A 16769-nucleotide genomic window follows, 5' to 3' on the forward strand; every position below is an offset into this window, starting at 1 on the left:
GCTGATTACATACAAGTGAGTGAAATGTTGCCGGGATCGCCCATATGGGATCAATTGATGATTGCGATCGGGGAGATTGCGATCATCGTTTTTATCGGGTTGTTCCTCTTCTCCCTCTTTGTCGTAGCGTTAGCGTTTTACTCCATCAAACGCGGCAGGTTCTACTTCCCGCGGGTCCTGCAGGCTGGCCTTGTCGTATCCGAAGGTTTCGTCAAGGCGATATGCAAGTTCTTCAGTCTCGACGACAAGGAGCTGACCGCATTCTTCATCAGGCTACATAACGCGATGACGAAGAGCGCCTTCGCCGCGGTTCCTTCGAACAAGAGGGCGATATTCGTACCACAGTGCCTGAGGCATTCGGCATGCCCGGCGAACCTGACACCCGAGGGCCTGGTATGCAGGCGTTGCGGAAGGTGCGAGATCGGTGCACATATCGACGAACTTGAGGATATGGGGTATATGGTCTGGATAGCCCCCGGTTCGACTCTTATCAAAAGAATGGTGGCAAAATACCAGCCCGAGGCCGTGATAGGCGTCGGCTGCCTGGTCGAAGTAAAAGAGGGTCTCGAGATGCTTGATAAGGCGGGGCTTATCGGGATGGGCGTCCTTACGCTGAAGGACGGCTGTGTCGAGACTATAATGAACTGGAACGATCTTTTCGAAGTGGCACGCGAGGGTCTTCCGAAACCGGATTAGGGTTCTGGATGGGGTCTCTCAGGACTTTTACCTGCCGCCCGAACAGTTTTCCCGACTTTACCTTTCCGTAGACGTATATCGTTCCTTCACTCTTGACGTCTCCCGTCTCGACTCCGGGGCGGAGGATCACGTCGCCTGCGGCCTCGATGGTTTTTATCTTTGCAGAGTCGCATATGGTGACATCCCCCGATGCCCTGAGCGGTCCGTTTATTTCGGTGTGCGGCCCGATCACCGCGTTTCTGCATAATACTCTCGATTTTACAGACGACCTGGGACCGAGTTCGAGATTTCCTGCGACGTCTAAAACGCCCCAGAAATGAGTGAGGGGCGGGACAACGAAATCCCCGTTTATCTTAACATTGCCCTCAAAATACGACCCTGCGGGAGCTATAAAAGTATTGCCATCCCTGAAAACTTTCATCCATCAACAAATGCAATCCCTATGTTTATTTAATTTATCCTATGAGCATTGCGGACGCGATGAAGATTACGAGCGATAAGAACATCCCGTACTTCAGGATCGAGGTGGCCTTCGTTCTCCTGAGGTCCGCGGGAGTGTCTGCATAAAGACCGTTTGTCGCGCCCGCCATGATAACGAGATCTGCGATGACGATCAGGAGTAGGTATGCCGGGCTCCACCAGCGGAATACCGGCAGAAGGCTGATTATCACCGCGATAAGGGAGAGGACGAAACACAGGATTCCGGTCTTCTTCACCCCGATGGTCATGGGGAGAGTCCTGGCCCCGCCTTTGCTGTCGCCTTCGATGTCCTCGGCGTCCTTGAGGAGTTCGCGGGCGAGGATCGCGAGGAAGACGATGAGTGCGACGTAGAAGTTCTGCATAAGCCCGAAGGGACCGAAGGTCGCACCGCCGAAGAGGAATATGCTTGCGGTGAGGTAGGATACGGCGATGTTTCCCGCGAGAGGAACTCCTTTGAGGCTGCTCGCGTAGAGTGCGAGGAGGGCCGAGTTTAAGATTGCAATGGCGATACATAGCAGGTTTGTGAAGAGAGAGGCGACGATTCCTGCGATGAAGAGCACTATACTATATGCAAGTGCGGCCTTCGGGGAGATCTCTCCTGACGGGATGGGACGGTCGGGACGGTTGACGGCGTCGATGTCCCGGTCGAAGTAGTCGTTGATGACGTTTCCGGCTGCGGTTATCAGTGCGACCGCGGTTATCAGGGCAGGATAGATGTATAACGGCGGTGCTCCCGGTGACAGAAGGTCAAACGGGCCTGCCGCGATTATTACTCCGAGCAGGACGGCGAATCCCGCGAAGAGGGAGTTTACGGGCCGTGTTATTCTGATGTATGCAGCCTGACTCATTTTTCCTGATAGTGGTTGGACTTTTAATTAAAATAGATTGGCGCTTTGAGAGGACCGGTCTCCGGAAAAAATGCTATTCTTAATTTTCATAAGGGAGTCGTAATATCTGATTGTGTGAAGGGAGGGGGAAGTTTCCCCCTCCCTGTGACCCTCCCCCTCGTGGCGATAGGTCGCCTTCGGGACGGGCAAGCGTCCCTCCGGCTCCAGAAATAATAACAATCATAATAGCTCCCTCCCGGCCGAGGCAACCGAAGGGCTGTCGCCCTTTCGAAACCCAGGGCGACCTTTGGTCACCGATTCATTTCATGAAATGTATTCTCCCGGACGGGTAGCGTCCAGGCCGGGTTATCATCATTGCGCAAGTTTGCGGAGCAAACTTAAGCACCGGGCTGCCCCGAAGGGGCTTACGCCCTTACAAAATATTCTAAAATAATTCAAAAATCAGAAGAAGAGGCTTATGCCCTTTCTTGAAACTCTAAGCAATCTTCTCCCTCCCTCATGAGACAGAAAAAACCTATTAACCCTCCCGCAGAATCATAAACGGATTATGAGAGTAATGGTTGGCGGGACCTTCGATCCCCTTCATGACGGGCACAAGAAGCTTATCGAGAGATCTTTTTTCATCGCGGGGCCGGGTGGTCATGTGATCATCGGTCTTTCGGGGGACGAGTTTGCGAACCGAAAGTTGCATCCTATACGGCCATACGAGGTCCGGAAGAAGGAGCTTGTGGATTTTCTCGAAGAATCTAATTTCGGGTCGGAGTGGAGCATCGAGATGCTATCCGACAGGTTCGGGTCTTCTCTCGATTCGGACTTCGATGCGATTGTTGTGTCCGAGGAGACTTTTCCGACCGCCATCGAGATCAACAAACTCCGCCGGGAGAAGGGAATGAAGAAGGTCGATATTCACCAGATCACCTGTGTTCTCGCCGAGGACGGAAGATGGATCTCGAGTACAAGGATCTGGAAGGGCGAGATCGATTCGCACGGGAAGGTTATTGGGTAGTTTTTCAATTAAAATTTAATTTTTATTAAATATTAATAAATAAAAGACAAATTTTAAACACTCTTGTATAATATCTATTATTAGAACTAAAAGCAGATTTGTAGCAGTCTGCATTTTCGTAATTTAGGGGGAATAAAATGAGGGGGTCGAATCATAATCTTAGGTCGGCGTTTTCTATTCCGTTTTGGCATATGGAAAAGAATCATTCGAATTTTGGCAAACTTTGGTGTGTTGTTGCGATTATAATCTTTTTTGAAGTAATTGGACTGATTGCGATGGTTTCCGCAGGACCGTCCATAATCTCTTTCGGATCTTCCAACATTTCCGGGAGCTATAAACCCGTTGATACCCTGGAGATCAATGCCGTATATGATGAGGCGCTTTTATCCGGTAGTTTCATTTCGGTTTTACTCAACAATAACGTCTCATTAACACTGGATAATCTTACAACAAAAATCAGCCCAAGACATGAAGGAAGCATTTCAAACGGCAATGACGGTGCCGTTTTGGACAATCCTGTTTCGGTTTATGTGAAAGATAACTATGCATACATTGCTGTCGTTGATAGCGACACCCTTGAAATAGTTGACATTTCCGATCCTTCCAATCCACAACATAAAGGGAGTTATATCGATTCACAAAATCTTTCGCGTATGAGAGATGTTTTTGTCTCGGGTAATTATGCCTATGGCATAAGCGGGGATCGTGGCACTCTTGAGATAATAGATGTCAGTGATCCCGGGCATCCTGTCCATGCCGGCAGGATTTCAGACGGAGAGAACGGAGCGATCTTAAATTATTCATATTCCGTTTATGTATCCGGGAATTATGCATATGTTGCTATCGGAGGTTTCAGCAACAACGCCCTGGAGATCGTGAACATCAGCGATCCGTCCGCACCCTCTCATGTCGCGAATGTTTCAGATGGCGAAAATGGTGCAATGCTATCTCTTCCCAAGTCCGTGTTTGTTCCAGATGGTTATGCCTATGTCGCAAGTTCCGGAAGTGATGCCCTTGAGATCATAAATGTCAGCAATCCTGCAGCCCCTGCTCATGCGGCGAGTGTCACGAACGGGGTTGCCGGTGCGATGAAATATCCCCTGTCGGTATTTGTTTCAGGAGATTATGCCTATGTTGTATGCAGGGACAGCTATTCTCTTGAGATAATAAATGTCAGTAATCCCGGTGATCCCGTTCCGGAAGGGGCCATATCCTATTCTAATCTCGATTATTCTTCCGTTTTTGTATCAGGTGGGTACGCATATTTAACAAGGTATCAGGACGACGTGCTTGAGATAATCGATGTAAGTGTTCCTTCAAATCCGGTGTCTGTCGCGAATATTTCAAATGATAATCTTAACGGGGTTAGATCCGTATTTGTCTCGGGAGGAATGGCATATCTTGTGAGCAGTTTATCCAAAACACTGGAGATTGTAAGCACCGGTTATTCCACGCTATCGGGTACTTATAATGTAGGTACGGGAGAGGCGACACCGCTTCTGAATGTCGGTTTGATAACGGCACATGATGCTATTAGTCTTGACGGAATGAGGACAAATTCTTCAAAAAACCTTCCTCCCGAAAATCTCGCAGATAGTGTTCGTATTGAGATAACCGATCCGCTCAATGCTTCGTTCGACTGCATGCCTCTCTCCGGGACTGCTCCTTTGACCGTAACTTTCACTGATACTTCTACCGGATCACCGGCGTCCTGGAACTGGTCTTTCGGGGACGGGTTGTGGTTCAATACAACAGATCCCGCTTCAAAAAACCCGCATCACGAATATTCCATAGCAGGGAATTATACTGTAAGTCTTAACGTGAGTAATGCTTCTGATAGTAATACGTACACCCTGGCGGATTATATCGTGGTCGGCACTTCCGGGACTTCCCCACCTGCATCTTCCACCGGCACAGCCACAGCAACAATTACTGCCTCACCAACTGCTACGCTAACTATAACACCCGGCTCATCATCCGGCAGTTTGCATTCATCATCGAGAACCAGAGGCGAATCTAACACCGATACTGGAACTGGTTTTGCGGAGAACCTGAATGCCGGCGAAAACGTCTCGTTTGAGATGGACAAAGGTGCGATCTATAAGGTCTCGATAACTCCTGTAACGAATTTAAGAAAACTGATGATAACAATCCGGAGAGATAGTTCAGTTCCGTCTTCGATCAATACACCTGATACGGATGTCTACGAGTACGAATTTGCTGATCTTTATTATGCCGGTAATTCAGATTTATCCGGCGGAACCTTCTGGTTTAAAGTTAAAAAAAGCTGGATTACAGCCGGGGGCTATAGCAGCAATGACATCGTAATGCTTTGTTATAATGAAGAGGCAGGAGAATGGGAAGAACTAAAGATCACATATGCCGGTGAAGAAGGAGCCTGTTATTATTACACAGCCGATATTTCTTCATTTTCATTGTTCGCAATCACAATATCCGAAGGGGAAACTATGGTTTTAGAAGAAACGACTCCGAAAGTATTGCATTCCACTGTTAAAGGAACTGAAAAAACGGTGAGGGCCGGCATTCCGGCGTCTTCGGTCAGAGCCACTGCTTCAGGTGTTAGTCAAATAAATACGGATTCATCAAAAAGGAATTCGTCGTGGATGTCCTTTGCAATTCCTGTAATACTTGTGATACTGGGGGTTGTTATTATCATAGGACTCACTGGTAGAAAGAAATATCAAAAATACCCCGACTGGTGGGACAGGGATCTCAAATAAAAAAAAAGATGGGTGGTCTTTTTCGGATTGGGGCGTCCCGGCCGGAAATATTTTCCTTCTTCAAAAGGAACGAGCGTACCCGGCAGATTCGGAGGGCCGGGTTGGCATGGCATGATAAGCTTCGGATTAGTGAGAAATGTCCATCGTTTTTCTCCCGACCCGGGACGATCATAGAGTCTTGTTTTCGGGTATTTAAGCGGAAAGGGGACGGGGGGTGAAAGTAAACCCCCCGGAGATGCAATCCTCCAATAATAAAAAAATAACACACCCTACCAATCCGGGGACAGCAGGATCGGCGATCCTCTTTTTGTTCGCATACACCAAAAGAACCGAAAAAAATCAGGTCATAGATAATCCGCCCCGAAGATCATAAACTGCGATACAATGACTGAAGATATCTGGAAACTGGGTTTTTTTGCCTTGTTCGTAGTCTGGTTTCTGGTCCGTGCATACTACGGGAGAAAAGCGAAAGCAGGAAGATCCGATCATAAAGTCCGCCCCGTATTCGAATCCTGCCTCGTCGGGCTGAACTTCATCGGGATGATGATTCTCCCGCTCGCAGCAGTATTCACCCCGTGGCTCGACTCGTTTTCCATGAACATTCCAGATCAGGTAAGACTCCTCTTTCTAGTAATCGGGTTCTTCAACGTCTGGCTCTTCGCCAGGATTCACGCTGACCTCGGGAAGAACTGGTCGCCCGTACTCGAGATAAAACAGGACCACACCCTCGTCAAATCCGGGATCTATAAAAGAATCCGGCACCCGATGTATGCCCACATCTGGCTCTGGGTAATCGGGCAGGGCATCATACTCGACAACTGGCTCGTCCTCGTCTTCGGGGTTGCGGCATGGTCACTGCTCTACTATCTCCGTGTGCCCAAAGAAGAAGAGATGCTCATCACGAAATTCGGCGACGAATACAGGGAATACATGAAAACCACCGGGCGGGTCATCCCGAAGATCTGACAATCCTTTTTTCCCGGCACCTTTCCGCGGGCGGCACTGTTAAATAATGTTAGAATGAACAAGGCATCAACTGAATGTGATACCCGATGTCAACCGAAGTAAATAGAGCGATCGTCCGGAGATTCATCTATGCCTATAACACCCGGAACCTGGACCTCTTCAACGAACTCGTCGCCCCCGGATACGTCGACCACACACACGGGAAGAAAGGAATCGAAGAGTTCAGGAAACTCTTCGAGCTTGCTTTCGTGGCCTTCCCCGACTGGCACGAAGAGATCGTCGACATGATCGCCGAAGAAGACAAGGTCTGGGTCCGTGTCGAGGCTACGGGAACACAGACCGGCGAATGGAAATACATGGGTGGCAGCCTTTCTCCGACTGGAAACAAGATCACGATGACGATGGTCTTCATCTGGCGGATCGCAGGCGGAAAACTTGCAGAAGGATGGGAGGTCGACAGTGATTCCGATTTCCTCAATAAACTGGGCCTGATGGACTATACAGAAAAAGGAAAGGAGATGTTCTCCGGAGAATAAGAATTTGAACGACCGTATGGGAAATATTTTCCTGCCGTAATCTCCCTGGAATACTGCAAGGTGATTATGCAGTCTCCTGGCCCGGGCAGGATATTCAAAAAACAGCTCTCTTTCCATATTGAAAAAGCAAAAAAAGGGTTGGTGATCTTTTTGGATTGGGGCAGGTGTCCCGGCCGGAAATATTGTTCTTCTCCAGGGGAACGGGCAGGTCCGGCTGATTCAGAAGACAAGTAGGTATGAATATTTGGGGTTTGTGAGATCTGTCCTGTCTCTTTTTTCCGGCCAGGGACGATCATAGAGTTTTGCGTAAGGGTATTTAATCCAAAGTCGGATGTGGGGTGAAAGTAAGCCCGCGGGACGGCAACGCTAAATAAGGTGAAAAAGAACAGACCACCAGGAAGTGATGCCAGTGTCACCCGAAGAGAATAAAGCGATCGTCCGGCGGTTCATCGACGCCCACAACACCCGGAACCTTGATCTTTTCAGCGAACTCGTCGATCCCGGCTACATCGACCATACCCATCATCAGGAGGGAATCGAAGAGTTCAGGAAACTCTTCGAGCTTGCTTTCGTGGCCTTCCCCGACTGGCACGAAGAGATCGTCGACATGATCGCCGAAGAAGACAAGGTCTGGGTCCGTGTCGAGGCTACGGGAACACAGACCGGCGAATGGAAATACATGGGTGGCAGCCTTTCTCCGACCGGGAACAAAGTCGCGATATCGATGGTCTTCATCTGGCGGATCGCAGACGGAAGGCTTGCGGAAGGTTGGGGGGTAGATGGTGATTCCGATTTCCTTTACAGCCTGGGCCTGATGAAGTACACGGAAAAAGGGGAGGAGATGTTTTTTGGGGAATGAGTGTTTGAATTGCTGTGCGGGTGATCTTCTCCTGTCTGAGACGATCACAGTTTTTTTGGGCTGTTTACCAGCAAAAAAGCCCGTTCCAATTCAGGTCATATCGTCATGGACCATTTTGCCGACGCCGGGAAATTGGTCTCACTTGGATCGAGGTTCTAATGTAAAAAAAGTTATTTTAAATTGAATTCATGTAAAAATTCCCATCGTCCAAAAAGAGACAATGGTACTTGAAATTCAAATAAATTTGCTATAAAATCAAGGTCTGGACCTTTTAGATTCCCTACCCAAATTCCAATAAACATTTGGCTCTTTGCTGCCTCTTGTCTTTCTCCGGCAACCCCGGCACCGGCAAGGGTCCCCTGTGCTGTTGAATATAGTTTTCTTTGGAAATCTGGTCGAGACCTTTGTTTCATAAACGTTTTTGATAAAAACTATCCGGGGTTAAGTAATAAACAGAGATTTTTAACTAGTAACATAATTTCGAGGCAACTTCAAAAATTTAATTGTTGTAGATAAACATTATATTTGTATTCCGGTTAGGCAGGATCTGTGATGGTGACGAGTGAATTAATTATCGGATTGGCAATACTCATTTTTGTTTTTGTTATTGCCGTAGCAGTACTAGAATGGATTACGGAAAGTGAAGGAATCAGTTTTGCCGGAGGTATCGTTGTTGTTTTTCTGGTAATTTACCTGGCGGGAGGGCATGGCGGAGGAGGGGTCATTGATCCTGTGACCACTCCCATGTCAAGTGTGCAATCCGCTGTAACTGAAATAATCAAAGGATCGCCAACAACAACTCCGGCTAAGGCATTGCCCGGTTCGTTATCCCCTGATGCAAAAAAATCCAAAAGCATATCGAAAGCAATAGACGGTTCGAATTCAGTTGTGAGAAGTTTTTCGCTCAATGCAATCTCTTCAAAACATGGGGGTAAATATAACGTACAGCAGGTCTGCGATATATATGATAAATTATACAAATCGTGGACATATGTAAACGACCCGGCAGTTTCTTCAGATTATTATGCAGACGCGGGTGAATCTGTAAGACTTCTAAAAGGGGACTGTGATGATTATGCAATCCTCATGGCATCCTGCATTCAGGCAATCGGAGGAAGTCCCCGTATTGTTTCCGCACATAATGGTAACTCCGGACATGCTTACGCGGAATTATACCTGGGCGATAAAAAATCTGAGGTCGACAATCTCAGAAAAACAATCTCACGACGTTACGGGGTCAAATCTGTTCATTGCCATACAAGCTCCGCTAACGGCAAGAAACAGTACTGGCTGAATCTTGACTGGTCCGCGAATCATCCTGGTGGTTCTTTTTACAAAAATTCAGGTGAAATCCTTATTATATACCCAAATGGGAAATATTACCGGGAAAACTTTAATTCAAATTAAACATTTATTTTGCTTTGATCCTGCAAAAAATAATATTAAAATCAACTCTCAATGAATAGTTTTGATAATTTTTTTCATCAAATAATATAATCCACAATATTGTCCGAAATTATCGTATCGCAGTAGATGCACTGGAGCCGTCCGCCTTTCTTCGTCTTGAAACTGCTCTCTACCGGCTCGTTCGAGTTCGTAATGCAGCCGGGGTTCGGGCAGCAGACAAAGCCTTCTACCTTCTCCGGTATCTCGACCTTCATCTTCTCGAAGACCCTGAAGTCCCTGATGATATTGATCGTCGCGTTCGGGGCGATCAGTGCTATCCTGTCGACCTCCTCCTTTGAGAGCTCCCTGTTCGAGATCTTCACGATGTCCTTCTTCCCCGAAATCCTGCTTCCCACATTCGTTCCGACCGAGATCGTTTCCTTCGTCGTCCCGGTTATCCCTAGGATTCTCAGGACCACGAGAGCCTCACCGCCCGTGATGTGGTCGATCACAGTTCCGTCCCGGATCGGGCTTATCAGGAGTCCTTCTTCGAGTTTCTTTTCGCTCACAAAATCACCTCTTCCAGCATCGCCATTCTCACAGGCACACCGTTCTCCGCCTGCCTGAAGTATTTGGCATATGGTAGTTTGTCCACCGCAGGATCGATCTCGCCTGCCCTTGGGAGCGGGTGCATCAGAATAAGGTTGTCCTTCACGTCTTTGAGAACCTCCGGCGTGATCCTGTATGAGTGTGCCACCCTCGCGTAGCTCGCCGAATCCGGGAACCTCTCCCTCTGGATTCTGGTCACGTACAGGACGTCCAGCTCGTTGATGACATCCGTAAGGCTGTCGTGCTGGATCAGTTCGACGCCCCGCTCCGCCATCTCCTCGATGATAACCGCGGGCATCTCCAGGCTCTTCGGTGCGATCGTGTGAATCCGGACGTTGTAGTTCGAAAGTGCGTATGACAGCGAGTGTGAAGTCCTCCCGTAGCGGAGGTCTCCGAGAAGTCCCACGTCGATATTGTCGAGCGGCATGTTCTCCCTTATCGTATACAGGTCAAGAAGCGTCTGCGACGGGTGCTGGCCCGCACCGTCACCGGCGTTGATCACCGGAACGGTCGAGAAATTCGCCGCAAGCCTCGCCGCACCCTCCTTCGGGTGGCGAAGCACGATCGCGTCCACGTAGCTGCTGACGACCCTTATCGTATCCGCAAGAGTCTCCCCCTTCGAAATCGAACTTCCCTCGACGCTGTCCACCGTGATAACATCTCCCCCGAGGCGGGAGAGGGCGGCAGAAAAAGACATCCTGGTTCGGGTGGAAGGTTCAAAAAAGAGTAGTGCGACGAGTTTTCCTTCAAGGGTCCGTCGTTTGAACCCCTTTTCCTGGATCAGACGGGCCTTGTCGAGCAGTCTGTTTATATCTTCAACTTCAAGTTCCTTGATCGAGATGATATGATGCATGAACTCTCCATCTGTAATTATCGCTCCACTGCTTTAAAATTGTTCGAGTAATGTGCCGGGGGAAGTTCCCCCATCTCCACGTGCCTGCCCCCGGCCCCCGGTCAAAAAAAATATTGTTCGTCCTTCAGGACAAATCCGTCTCTCTTTCCGGCGAATCCACTATCGACCTGTCGTAGAAATGTGCGACACACAGCACGATAGCCGAGATCGGAAGAGCGATCACGATTGGGTTCACCACTCCCCAGGGCATCGGGAGAACCGAAGATACCCCGAAGATCGCCTGCGAGAGCCCCAGGACGGACGATTCGGACGAGTGCACGAATGCGGTCCAGAGGAACCACGAGACCGTACCGGAGATGAGGCTCGCCTTCGCCGCGAAGAGCGACGGCTTCTTACAGTATAGTGCATAGGCGAATGCCGGGATGAACGCAGCGGCGCAGAGGCCCATGAACATCACGGTCGCCCTCGCGATGATGTTTGAGGGCATCATGTATGCGACGATCGTGCTCACGACGATCATGAGAACCGTTCCCGCCTGGATCGCACGGATCGACGGCTTCGAATCCTTCATCCGCACGTTCAGGTCGTAGCCGATAGTCGTTCCCATAGTGTGGAAGAGCGAACTCAGCGTCGACATCGCGGCTGCAAGGAGAGCGAGCATGAAGATGATCACGAAGTAGTCCGGCATCGCCGAGTTGATGAAGTTTGGGATGACGGTATCGACATTTCCTCCCGACGCCTCGACCGCGAGCATTCCCTGGGTTTGCATGAACCACACATTCGTCAACGGACCGACGGTGAACGCAACCCCGGTCATCACGAGGACAAACGGCCCGCCGACCATCACCGCCCTGTGGATCGAGCGGTTGTCCTTGACCGACATGAAACGGACCGCGAGCTGCGGCTGTGCAAGAACACCGATTCCGACACCGAGCACCATCGTCGTTATCATCGTAATCCAGATCGGCGATAAGAAATCCGGCATCGATGTCCAGCCCGTCATACCGCTGGCTGCAAGCGCCTCGGGGACCATCGACGACATCGCATCGAGCGCAGAATTTGCCGTTATGACTCCGCCGAGATACGTATACGTGAGGATCAGCAGGATCGTCATCCCGATGAACATGATCGCACCCTGCAGGGCGTCGGTGTACATGACGGCGATAAGGCCGCCGAGGATGACATACGCAGCGACGATCACTGCGAACGCGATAAGAGCCGTGTCGTACGGTATCGCGAGCGTCGTCTCGATGAAGCGTGCACCGCCGATGAGGATCGCGGCGGTGTAGAGCGGCATTCCGACAAGGATCACGAGCCCGGCCGCACGCTGCATGAAAGTCGACCCGTAGCATTTGCCCAAGAGATCGGGAAACGTCACTGCGTCCGTTTTTTTCCCGAGCTCACGGGTCTTTTTTCCGAAAACGATGAATGCGATGAGAACGCCGACTCCGATACAGAGCACAGTGAGCCACACGAGGCCCATACCGAGCTGTGCCGCGACACCGCCGAAACCCACGATCGCCGAGGTGCTGATGAAAGTCGCACCGTACGAGAGTGCGAGGACGACCGGGTTGATCCTCCTCCCTGCGATCATGAAGTCGTCGCTGCCTTTAGTCTGACGGTACCCCACGTAGCCGAGGAAGATGATGACCGCCAGGTAGACCGCGGTTATCGCGGCGAAGACCAGCGTGTCAACTGCCATCCGATCCCTCCTCGGGCTCCTGGCCGTTTCTCCAGTTCAAAATGCCGTACGCTATGCAGGCCGCCGTAAATAAAAACGACAGCAGGTAACCTATCCAGATATAGGGATCAGAAATTCCAAACATCGTAAAACCTGATAAATTCCTTGCGGTAATCTGAATGATGACTAAAATGATACAAGGGCGACCGGATTGTTTTTCGGCGCCCTATCTAAAGCTAAAGAAGTTAAATCCAAAGAAAAATGCGAATGCCGAGGCTGAAGTGTTGAAAACCGAACCCTCCAGTGACGTGTATTCGCATGTCATATTCAGGATACCTAATAGAAGTTGCTCTTCCGGGATATAATGGTGTCTGATTGCGGTTCGAGGGGAAGGAAGGTGGTGCACCACCCCCAATCCTCCCTATACCTCATCTTTTGTCGAAGATCATTTCTCTGCGTTATCCCGCTTGAAAGGTCTGACCGCGAATAAGAGAATCCCTGCAACAACTGCCAGCAACGAGGCACATGTTGCCAAAGGTGCGGCTCGGGTAGTAGAATCCGGAGTTTGTTCGGCAACTACCTTATTACTTGTCGTAGTCGCAGACACTGTCGGCATAACCGGCGGTTCTGCATCGCCTACAACAAGTGCCCCGTCATAGAGTGTCCGGCCAATTATGTCACCCAGGTCATCATCAAATGTATCATGCGAGATGTGGATGATCGTTGAACCTACACCTGCTCCCTGGAACGTTATGGTGGCAAGTTCGATATTTTTCGCTCCTGCCTGGATGTTTTTGCCCAGGTCGACCACACTCAGCTGGACATCCGTGCCGCTCTCGAGACCTTTTGTATCTTTCATCGAAGCCCATCCAGGGTAATCAACCTTTACCATCTTTGCAATATCCTGATCCACCGTAAGATTAAGGATATATCCTGCAAGACCGTCGGGGGCCTCGTCGAGATAAAGAGTGGCCGAAGCCTGCTCTCCCGATGAATCTATGTCTACATCATCTATAGTGACCTTTGCAGCGGATGCGGCAGATGCTGCCACAGCCAGGAGAATGAAAACTGCTGCAATCCTGAAAAAAAGTTTGTATTTCATCTATCTTCACTTACCTCACGATATACTGTCGAAGAGGACCACGATATCCGCCATATCCAGTCTTCCGTTGTTGTTGAAGTCGAATGCATCTTCCGGTTCGTTCCCTTCGATCCAGCTGTAAGAGACAAAGAAAATGTTGACATCTGCGTAATCAGCCTGGGCGTTCCCGTTCAGGTCTTCATATATCCCGTCTCCGTTGGGATCGGTCGGCATCACGCCGTTTACCGGCGCCATCGACATGATTATGGTAAATCCATCTGTTAATGTTGCTTTCTTTCCGTCCGGGTTTGTGACGGTTACGTTCCATCTACCCTCGTCCAGCCCGTTAATGTCGAATATTCCGTCGATCTGTGTCTCGGAAACGTAGCTGAGATTAACAGCCGGAATAGAAGAATCGCCCCTGGTGAGGTTTACGGATGCACCGGACATCAGCCACGAGCCATTAAGCATAAAGTTGACCGAGCCGTTGTTGTATCCTGAATCAGGAGTAATGTTGAAAATAGCAGGTGTATAATCCACGCTCAGTGTTCCTGTGCTGACATAATGCGGAATGTCACTGCCGTTATCGTCGTCGAAATTGGCGTTTGCCATGGTGATTTCCGTACTCCCGGGTCTGAGCCCTTTAAGGGTCAGGGTCGCAAGAGTGATGCTGGTTGCACCGGGTTCGACAAGATAATTAACGTCACTTGCTTTTATCAGCAGGCCCGAACCTGCCGGAAGTGCCCCGTGTGTACTCATGTTTGCAGCCCAGTCAGGGAATGAAACCCCTGTGATCTCTGCGATCGATGTATTATCAAGCGATACGTTAAGGTTGTATCCGCTAAGCCCTTGTGGAGCATTGTCAAGTGTCAGGTATATGGTCGTTGAATCTCCAATTTCGCTGATGTTGCCACAATCTATGAAAACTGTCGCGTTCGTTGCGATCACCGGCGTTACGATCAAAAGAAGCATCATGACAGTTGTTATCATGAAGATTCCGTGTTTTTTGTACAAGTTGTAAACTCTTTCAGTAATAGTAACCCCCCCTTTAGTTGTTAAAGGAATGTTATTATAGAATTTAGCCTTTGGAACGATACTTATTATAAATTTCCATTTTAGTTTGATTCAAAAAATGGCCTGAAATCCTTTTTGGTTTGTTAAAAATTATAGATAGAGCGATATGGCTACCACTCGTCCGTCTCCATCTTCTTCATCCCGTCGGGGTAGAGGAACCACTTGAACGCCTTCGTCATGAAGGGCATCACGACATATGTCAGGAGGAATACGAGGATTGCAACGGCGATCATCTTCTGGACGAGATACGGGATTCCTTCGAAGAGAGAGTTCTCGATTGGTGTGAGGATTGCGAGAATCGGCCAGACCGCAAGCCACGTCACCATAAACTGGCGGTGGCGTTTCGGGGGCTTCATGATATTGTTTCCCGGGAGGGTGAACCAGGTTTCGAGCCCGTTGACGGCGTATCTCTTCGGCGGTGCGATCGTGAGCTCCTTCTCCCTTTCGATCCATTTTTTGCGTTCGTCCGAGTCCCTCCACCTGTTGAAGTCCTTTTCCGACCTGAACCTGAGGACGACCCTGAAGTCCCCGTCCGCCGGGTCCGACGGCCTGAAAAAGTTCACTCCCATGTAGCCGGGATAGCCGGAGAAATACCCGGACAGGTTCCTGATCTCTTCACTGAACTCATCCATCTTCCCGGGTTTTACATAATGCGTCGTCACCAGTGTGAACGGTTCGGGTTTATTGCCGGGTTCGTTTTCGGCTCCTTCGGTCGTAATTGAAATTCCTCCTGTGAATATAGGGCTCTTCGCTGTTTCATGTAGGTAAATAATTTGGGGATAGCACACATCCTCATATGTTCAGAGACCGAAAATACTTCGCATTTTCTTATCCTCACATATGTTCGGATATTACATACATGTTTTACTCCGGCAACCCCGGCACCGGCGGCCAGGTCCGCCGGACGGCCCCTGCCCAGGGGCCTTGCCCGAAGATAATCTCCACACGGCACGCTCCGGGGACCGGCAAGGGTCCCCGGGCTGTTTAATTTAGTTTTCTCTGGCATATTTCATTCCGTACACGCCATGAACTTCCTGCGTTTTGCCGCTCAGAGGATACTCGTCTATCCCCTGAGTGGCTATCGCCATTGAGAGGCCCCGAGGTCGGGGCCGATCCGCGAGCCTGCTGTGCCGCTCGCGGCTGTCAAAAGCAGTGAAACTTTTATACCCGCGCCGATTAGCGAAGAGCCTAAAATAGTTTATTCCTGCAGGTTATTTCTATTTCCTGCAGACCGTTATATATCCCGAATGAGCGACTCTCGTCGAGGGACGGGTTCCCCTCTCGGTTCTCGTGAGCTCTCTTGCGATGGTCTCGTGGCAGACAACCTCGGCGAAAAGGGGTTTTGCCGTGTCCATCACGAGTATCGTGTGCTCGATGAACGGGGTGTATGTCGCAAGGTACCCCCCCTTTTTGAGAAGTTTCCAGGCGTGCTCGACATGCTCCCTTCCGATCTGCATGTCGAGGTGGACGACGTCGAACTCCTCCTCTCCTTCCGCTTCGAGGACGTCGCCGGCGATGACATCCACGTTGTCGAGACCTGCATCCTCGATGTTCTTTGCGCAGACCTCGGAAAACTCCGGCCTCTTCTCGTATGTGACAACCGAAGCCGCAACTCCGCCGAAGAAGATCGCAGCGATCCCGCTCCCCGTTCCCGCATCGAGGACGCGGTCGTTTTTGTTCATCCCGGTGCAGGCGATGACCATCCCGATGTCCTTCGGGAGCATGGGGGCGCCTGTCCGTCTTGCATAATTAAAAAAGTCGGTGGGCCTCGGTTCCCTGACCTCGAACTCGAAGCCCATGTGGGTCGAGACCTTATCACCGGTCGAGAGGCCGACGAGCTCGCCGAGCTTAACCATTCCCTTGTCGGTCGAGAACTCGCCTTCGCCTGCCCTGACGAAGAACTCGCGTTTCCGCCCGGCGAGAAGAACCCTGTCGTTTTCCTGTATCATTTCG

At 50.0% G+C, this 16769-nt stretch carries 18 protein-coding genes; 7 read left to right on the top strand and 11 right to left on the bottom strand.

Annotated features, from left to right (window positions below; all coding sequences use genetic code 11):
- Positions 1–57: 57 nt before the first annotated feature.
- On the top strand, positions 58–696 hold the full coding sequence (locus MPET_RS04735; RefSeq protein ID WP_013328873.1) for a DUF116 domain-containing protein: 639 nt from the start codon (positions 58–60) through the stop codon (positions 694–696).
- Here MPET_RS04735 and MPET_RS04740 read toward each other — a convergent pair.
- Both MPET_RS04740 and MPET_RS04745 read right to left on the bottom strand, forming a co-directional pair.
- Positions 635–1117: a polymer-forming cytoskeletal protein gene (locus tag MPET_RS04740; protein WP_013328874.1), complete on the bottom strand. Its 483-nt coding sequence runs from the start codon at positions 1115–1117 to the stop codon at positions 635–637. The two genes, MPET_RS04735 and MPET_RS04740, sit on opposite strands and share 62 nt — an antisense overlap.
- Before the next feature lie 34 nt (positions 1118–1151).
- A complete protein-coding gene (locus tag MPET_RS04745; RefSeq protein WP_013328875.1) occupies positions 1152–2024 on the bottom strand; it encodes a geranylgeranylglycerol-phosphate geranylgeranyltransferase in 873 nt (290 codons plus the stop codon).
- 547 nt (positions 2025–2571) lie between these two features.
- Here MPET_RS04745 and MPET_RS04750 point away from each other — a divergent pair.
- The 5 genes from MPET_RS04750 (at position 2572) to MPET_RS04770 (ending at position 8132) form a co-directional block, all read left to right on the top strand.
- Positions 2572–3030: a phosphopantetheine adenylyltransferase gene (locus MPET_RS04750; protein ID WP_048130651.1), complete on the top strand. Its 459-nt coding sequence runs from the start codon at positions 2572–2574 to the stop codon at positions 3028–3030.
- A gap of 275 nt (positions 3031–3305) precedes the next feature.
- Positions 3306–5771 carry a PGF-pre-PGF domain-containing protein gene (locus tag MPET_RS04755; RefSeq protein ID WP_187287584.1) on the top strand — a complete coding sequence of 822 codons (2466 nt, stop codon included), beginning with the start codon at positions 3306–3308 and terminating at the stop codon, positions 5769–5771.
- 384 nt (positions 5772–6155) lie between these two features.
- Positions 6156–6737, top strand: coding sequence for a protein-S-isoprenylcysteine O-methyltransferase (locus tag MPET_RS04760; protein WP_013328878.1), 582 nt, complete (start codon positions 6156–6158; stop codon positions 6735–6737).
- 86 nt (positions 6738–6823) lie between these two features.
- Entirely contained in the window at positions 6824–7273 is a 450-nt protein-coding gene (locus MPET_RS04765; RefSeq protein ID WP_013328879.1) for an ester cyclase, read from the top strand.
- A gap of 403 nt (positions 7274–7676) precedes the next feature.
- The gene (locus MPET_RS04770) at positions 7677–8132 is read left to right on the top strand and encodes an ester cyclase (RefSeq protein ID WP_013328880.1); all 456 of its coding nucleotides are present in this window, start codon (positions 7677–7679) and stop codon (positions 8130–8132) included.
- Positions 8133–8302: 170 nt separating this feature from the next.
- Here the strand turns inward: MPET_RS04770 and MPET_RS04775 are convergent, their stop codons facing one another.
- The gene (locus MPET_RS04775) at positions 8303–8545 is read right to left on the bottom strand and encodes a hypothetical protein (protein ID WP_048130654.1); all 243 of its coding nucleotides are present in this window, start codon (positions 8543–8545) and stop codon (positions 8303–8305) included.
- Positions 8546–8684: 139 nt separating this feature from the next.
- Between MPET_RS04775 and MPET_RS04780 the strand changes: the two genes are divergently transcribed.
- Positions 8685–9539, top strand: a complete 855-nt coding sequence (locus MPET_RS04780; protein WP_013328881.1) for a transglutaminase-like domain-containing protein — start codon at positions 8685–8687, stop codon at positions 9537–9539.
- A gap of 77 nt (positions 9540–9616) precedes the next feature.
- On the opposite strand, the gene pyrI is transcribed toward MPET_RS04780, so the two are convergent.
- From pyrI to MPET_RS04820, 8 genes are all read right to left on the bottom strand, one after another.
- Positions 9617–10087, bottom strand: coding sequence for an aspartate carbamoyltransferase regulatory subunit (gene pyrI / locus MPET_RS04785; RefSeq protein WP_013328882.1), 471 nt, complete (start codon positions 10085–10087; stop codon positions 9617–9619).
- Positions 10084–10980, bottom strand: a complete 897-nt coding sequence (gene pyrB / locus MPET_RS04790) for an aspartate carbamoyltransferase (RefSeq protein WP_013328883.1) — start codon at positions 10978–10980, stop codon at positions 10084–10086. Before pyrB ends, pyrI begins: the two co-directional genes overlap by 4 nt.
- A 124-nt stretch (positions 10981–11104) precedes the next feature.
- A complete protein-coding gene (locus tag MPET_RS04795) occupies positions 11105–12682 on the bottom strand; it encodes a sodium:solute symporter family protein (RefSeq protein ID WP_013328884.1) in 1578 nt (525 codons plus the stop codon).
- Complete coding sequence (locus MPET_RS15590; RefSeq protein ID WP_013328885.1) at positions 12672–12806, bottom strand: symporter small accessory protein; 135 nt, start codon at positions 12804–12806, stop codon at positions 12672–12674. The genes MPET_RS04795 and MPET_RS15590 overlap by 11 nt, the downstream gene beginning before the upstream one ends.
- Before the next feature lie 300 nt (positions 12807–13106).
- Entirely contained in the window at positions 13107–13763 is a 657-nt protein-coding gene (locus tag MPET_RS04800; RefSeq protein ID WP_013328886.1) for a hypothetical protein, read from the bottom strand.
- A gap of 15 nt (positions 13764–13778) precedes the next feature.
- On the bottom strand, positions 13779–14732 hold the full coding sequence (locus MPET_RS04805) for a peptidase C1 (RefSeq protein WP_013328887.1): 954 nt from the start codon (positions 14730–14732) through the stop codon (positions 13779–13781).
- Positions 14733–14926: 194 nt separating this feature from the next.
- On the bottom strand, positions 14927–15604 hold the full coding sequence (locus MPET_RS04810; protein WP_013328888.1) for an antibiotic biosynthesis monooxygenase: 678 nt from the start codon (positions 15602–15604) through the stop codon (positions 14927–14929).
- 429 nt (positions 15605–16033) lie between these two features.
- Complete coding sequence (locus tag MPET_RS04820) at positions 16034–16765, bottom strand: methyltransferase domain-containing protein (protein ID WP_013328889.1); 732 nt, start codon at positions 16763–16765, stop codon at positions 16034–16036.
- Between the last annotated feature and the right edge of the window lie 4 nt (positions 16766–16769).

This window comes from Methanolacinia petrolearia DSM 11571, from assembly GCF_000147875.1.
Taxonomy (GTDB): Archaea; Halobacteriota; Methanomicrobia; order Methanomicrobiales; family Methanomicrobiaceae; genus Methanolacinia; species Methanolacinia petrolearia.

Coding starts and splice junctions, on each gene's coding strand:
- MPET_RS04770 (WP_013328880.1), top strand. CDS start 7,677: ATGCCAGTGTCACCCGAAGAGAATAAAGCGATCGTCCGGCGGTTCATC.
- MPET_RS04745 (WP_013328875.1), bottom strand. CDS start 2,024: ATGAGTCAGGCTGCATACATCAGAATAACACGGCCCGTAAACTCCCTC.
- MPET_RS04740 (WP_013328874.1), bottom strand. CDS start 1,117: ATGAAAGTTTTCAGGGATGGCAATACTTTTATAGCTCCCGCAGGGTCG.
- MPET_RS04820 (WP_013328889.1), bottom strand. CDS start 16,765: ATGATACAGGAAAACGACAGGGTTCTTCTCGCCGGGCGGAAACGCGAG.
- pyrB (WP_013328883.1), bottom strand. CDS start 10,980: ATGCATCATATCATCTCGATCAAGGAACTTGAAGTTGAAGATATAAAC.
- MPET_RS04765 (WP_013328879.1), top strand. CDS start 6,824: ATGTCAACCGAAGTAAATAGAGCGATCGTCCGGAGATTCATCTATGCC.
- MPET_RS04795 (WP_013328884.1), bottom strand. CDS start 12,682: ATGGCAGTTGACACGCTGGTCTTCGCCGCGATAACCGCGGTCTACCTG.
- MPET_RS04750 (WP_048130651.1), top strand. CDS start 2,572: ATGAGAGTAATGGTTGGCGGGACCTTCGATCCCCTTCATGACGGGCAC.
- MPET_RS15590 (WP_013328885.1), bottom strand. CDS start 12,806: ATGTTTGGAATTTCTGATCCCTATATCTGGATAGGTTACCTGCTGTCG.
- MPET_RS04800 (WP_013328886.1), bottom strand. CDS start 13,763: ATGAAATACAAACTTTTTTTCAGGATTGCAGCAGTTTTCATTCTCCTG.
- MPET_RS04780 (WP_013328881.1), top strand. CDS start 8,685: ATGGTGACGAGTGAATTAATTATCGGATTGGCAATACTCATTTTTGTT.
- MPET_RS04760 (WP_013328878.1), top strand. CDS start 6,156: ATGACTGAAGATATCTGGAAACTGGGTTTTTTTGCCTTGTTCGTAGTC.
- MPET_RS04755 (WP_187287584.1), top strand. CDS start 3,306: ATGGTTTCCGCAGGACCGTCCATAATCTCTTTCGGATCTTCCAACATT.
- MPET_RS04805 (WP_013328887.1), bottom strand. CDS start 14,732: ATGATAACAACTGTCATGATGCTTCTTTTGATCGTAACGCCGGTGATC.
- MPET_RS04775 (WP_048130654.1), bottom strand. CDS start 8,545: ATGAAACAAAGGTCTCGACCAGATTTCCAAAGAAAACTATATTCAACA.
- MPET_RS04735 (WP_013328873.1), top strand. CDS start 58: ATGATTGCGATCGGGGAGATTGCGATCATCGTTTTTATCGGGTTGTTC.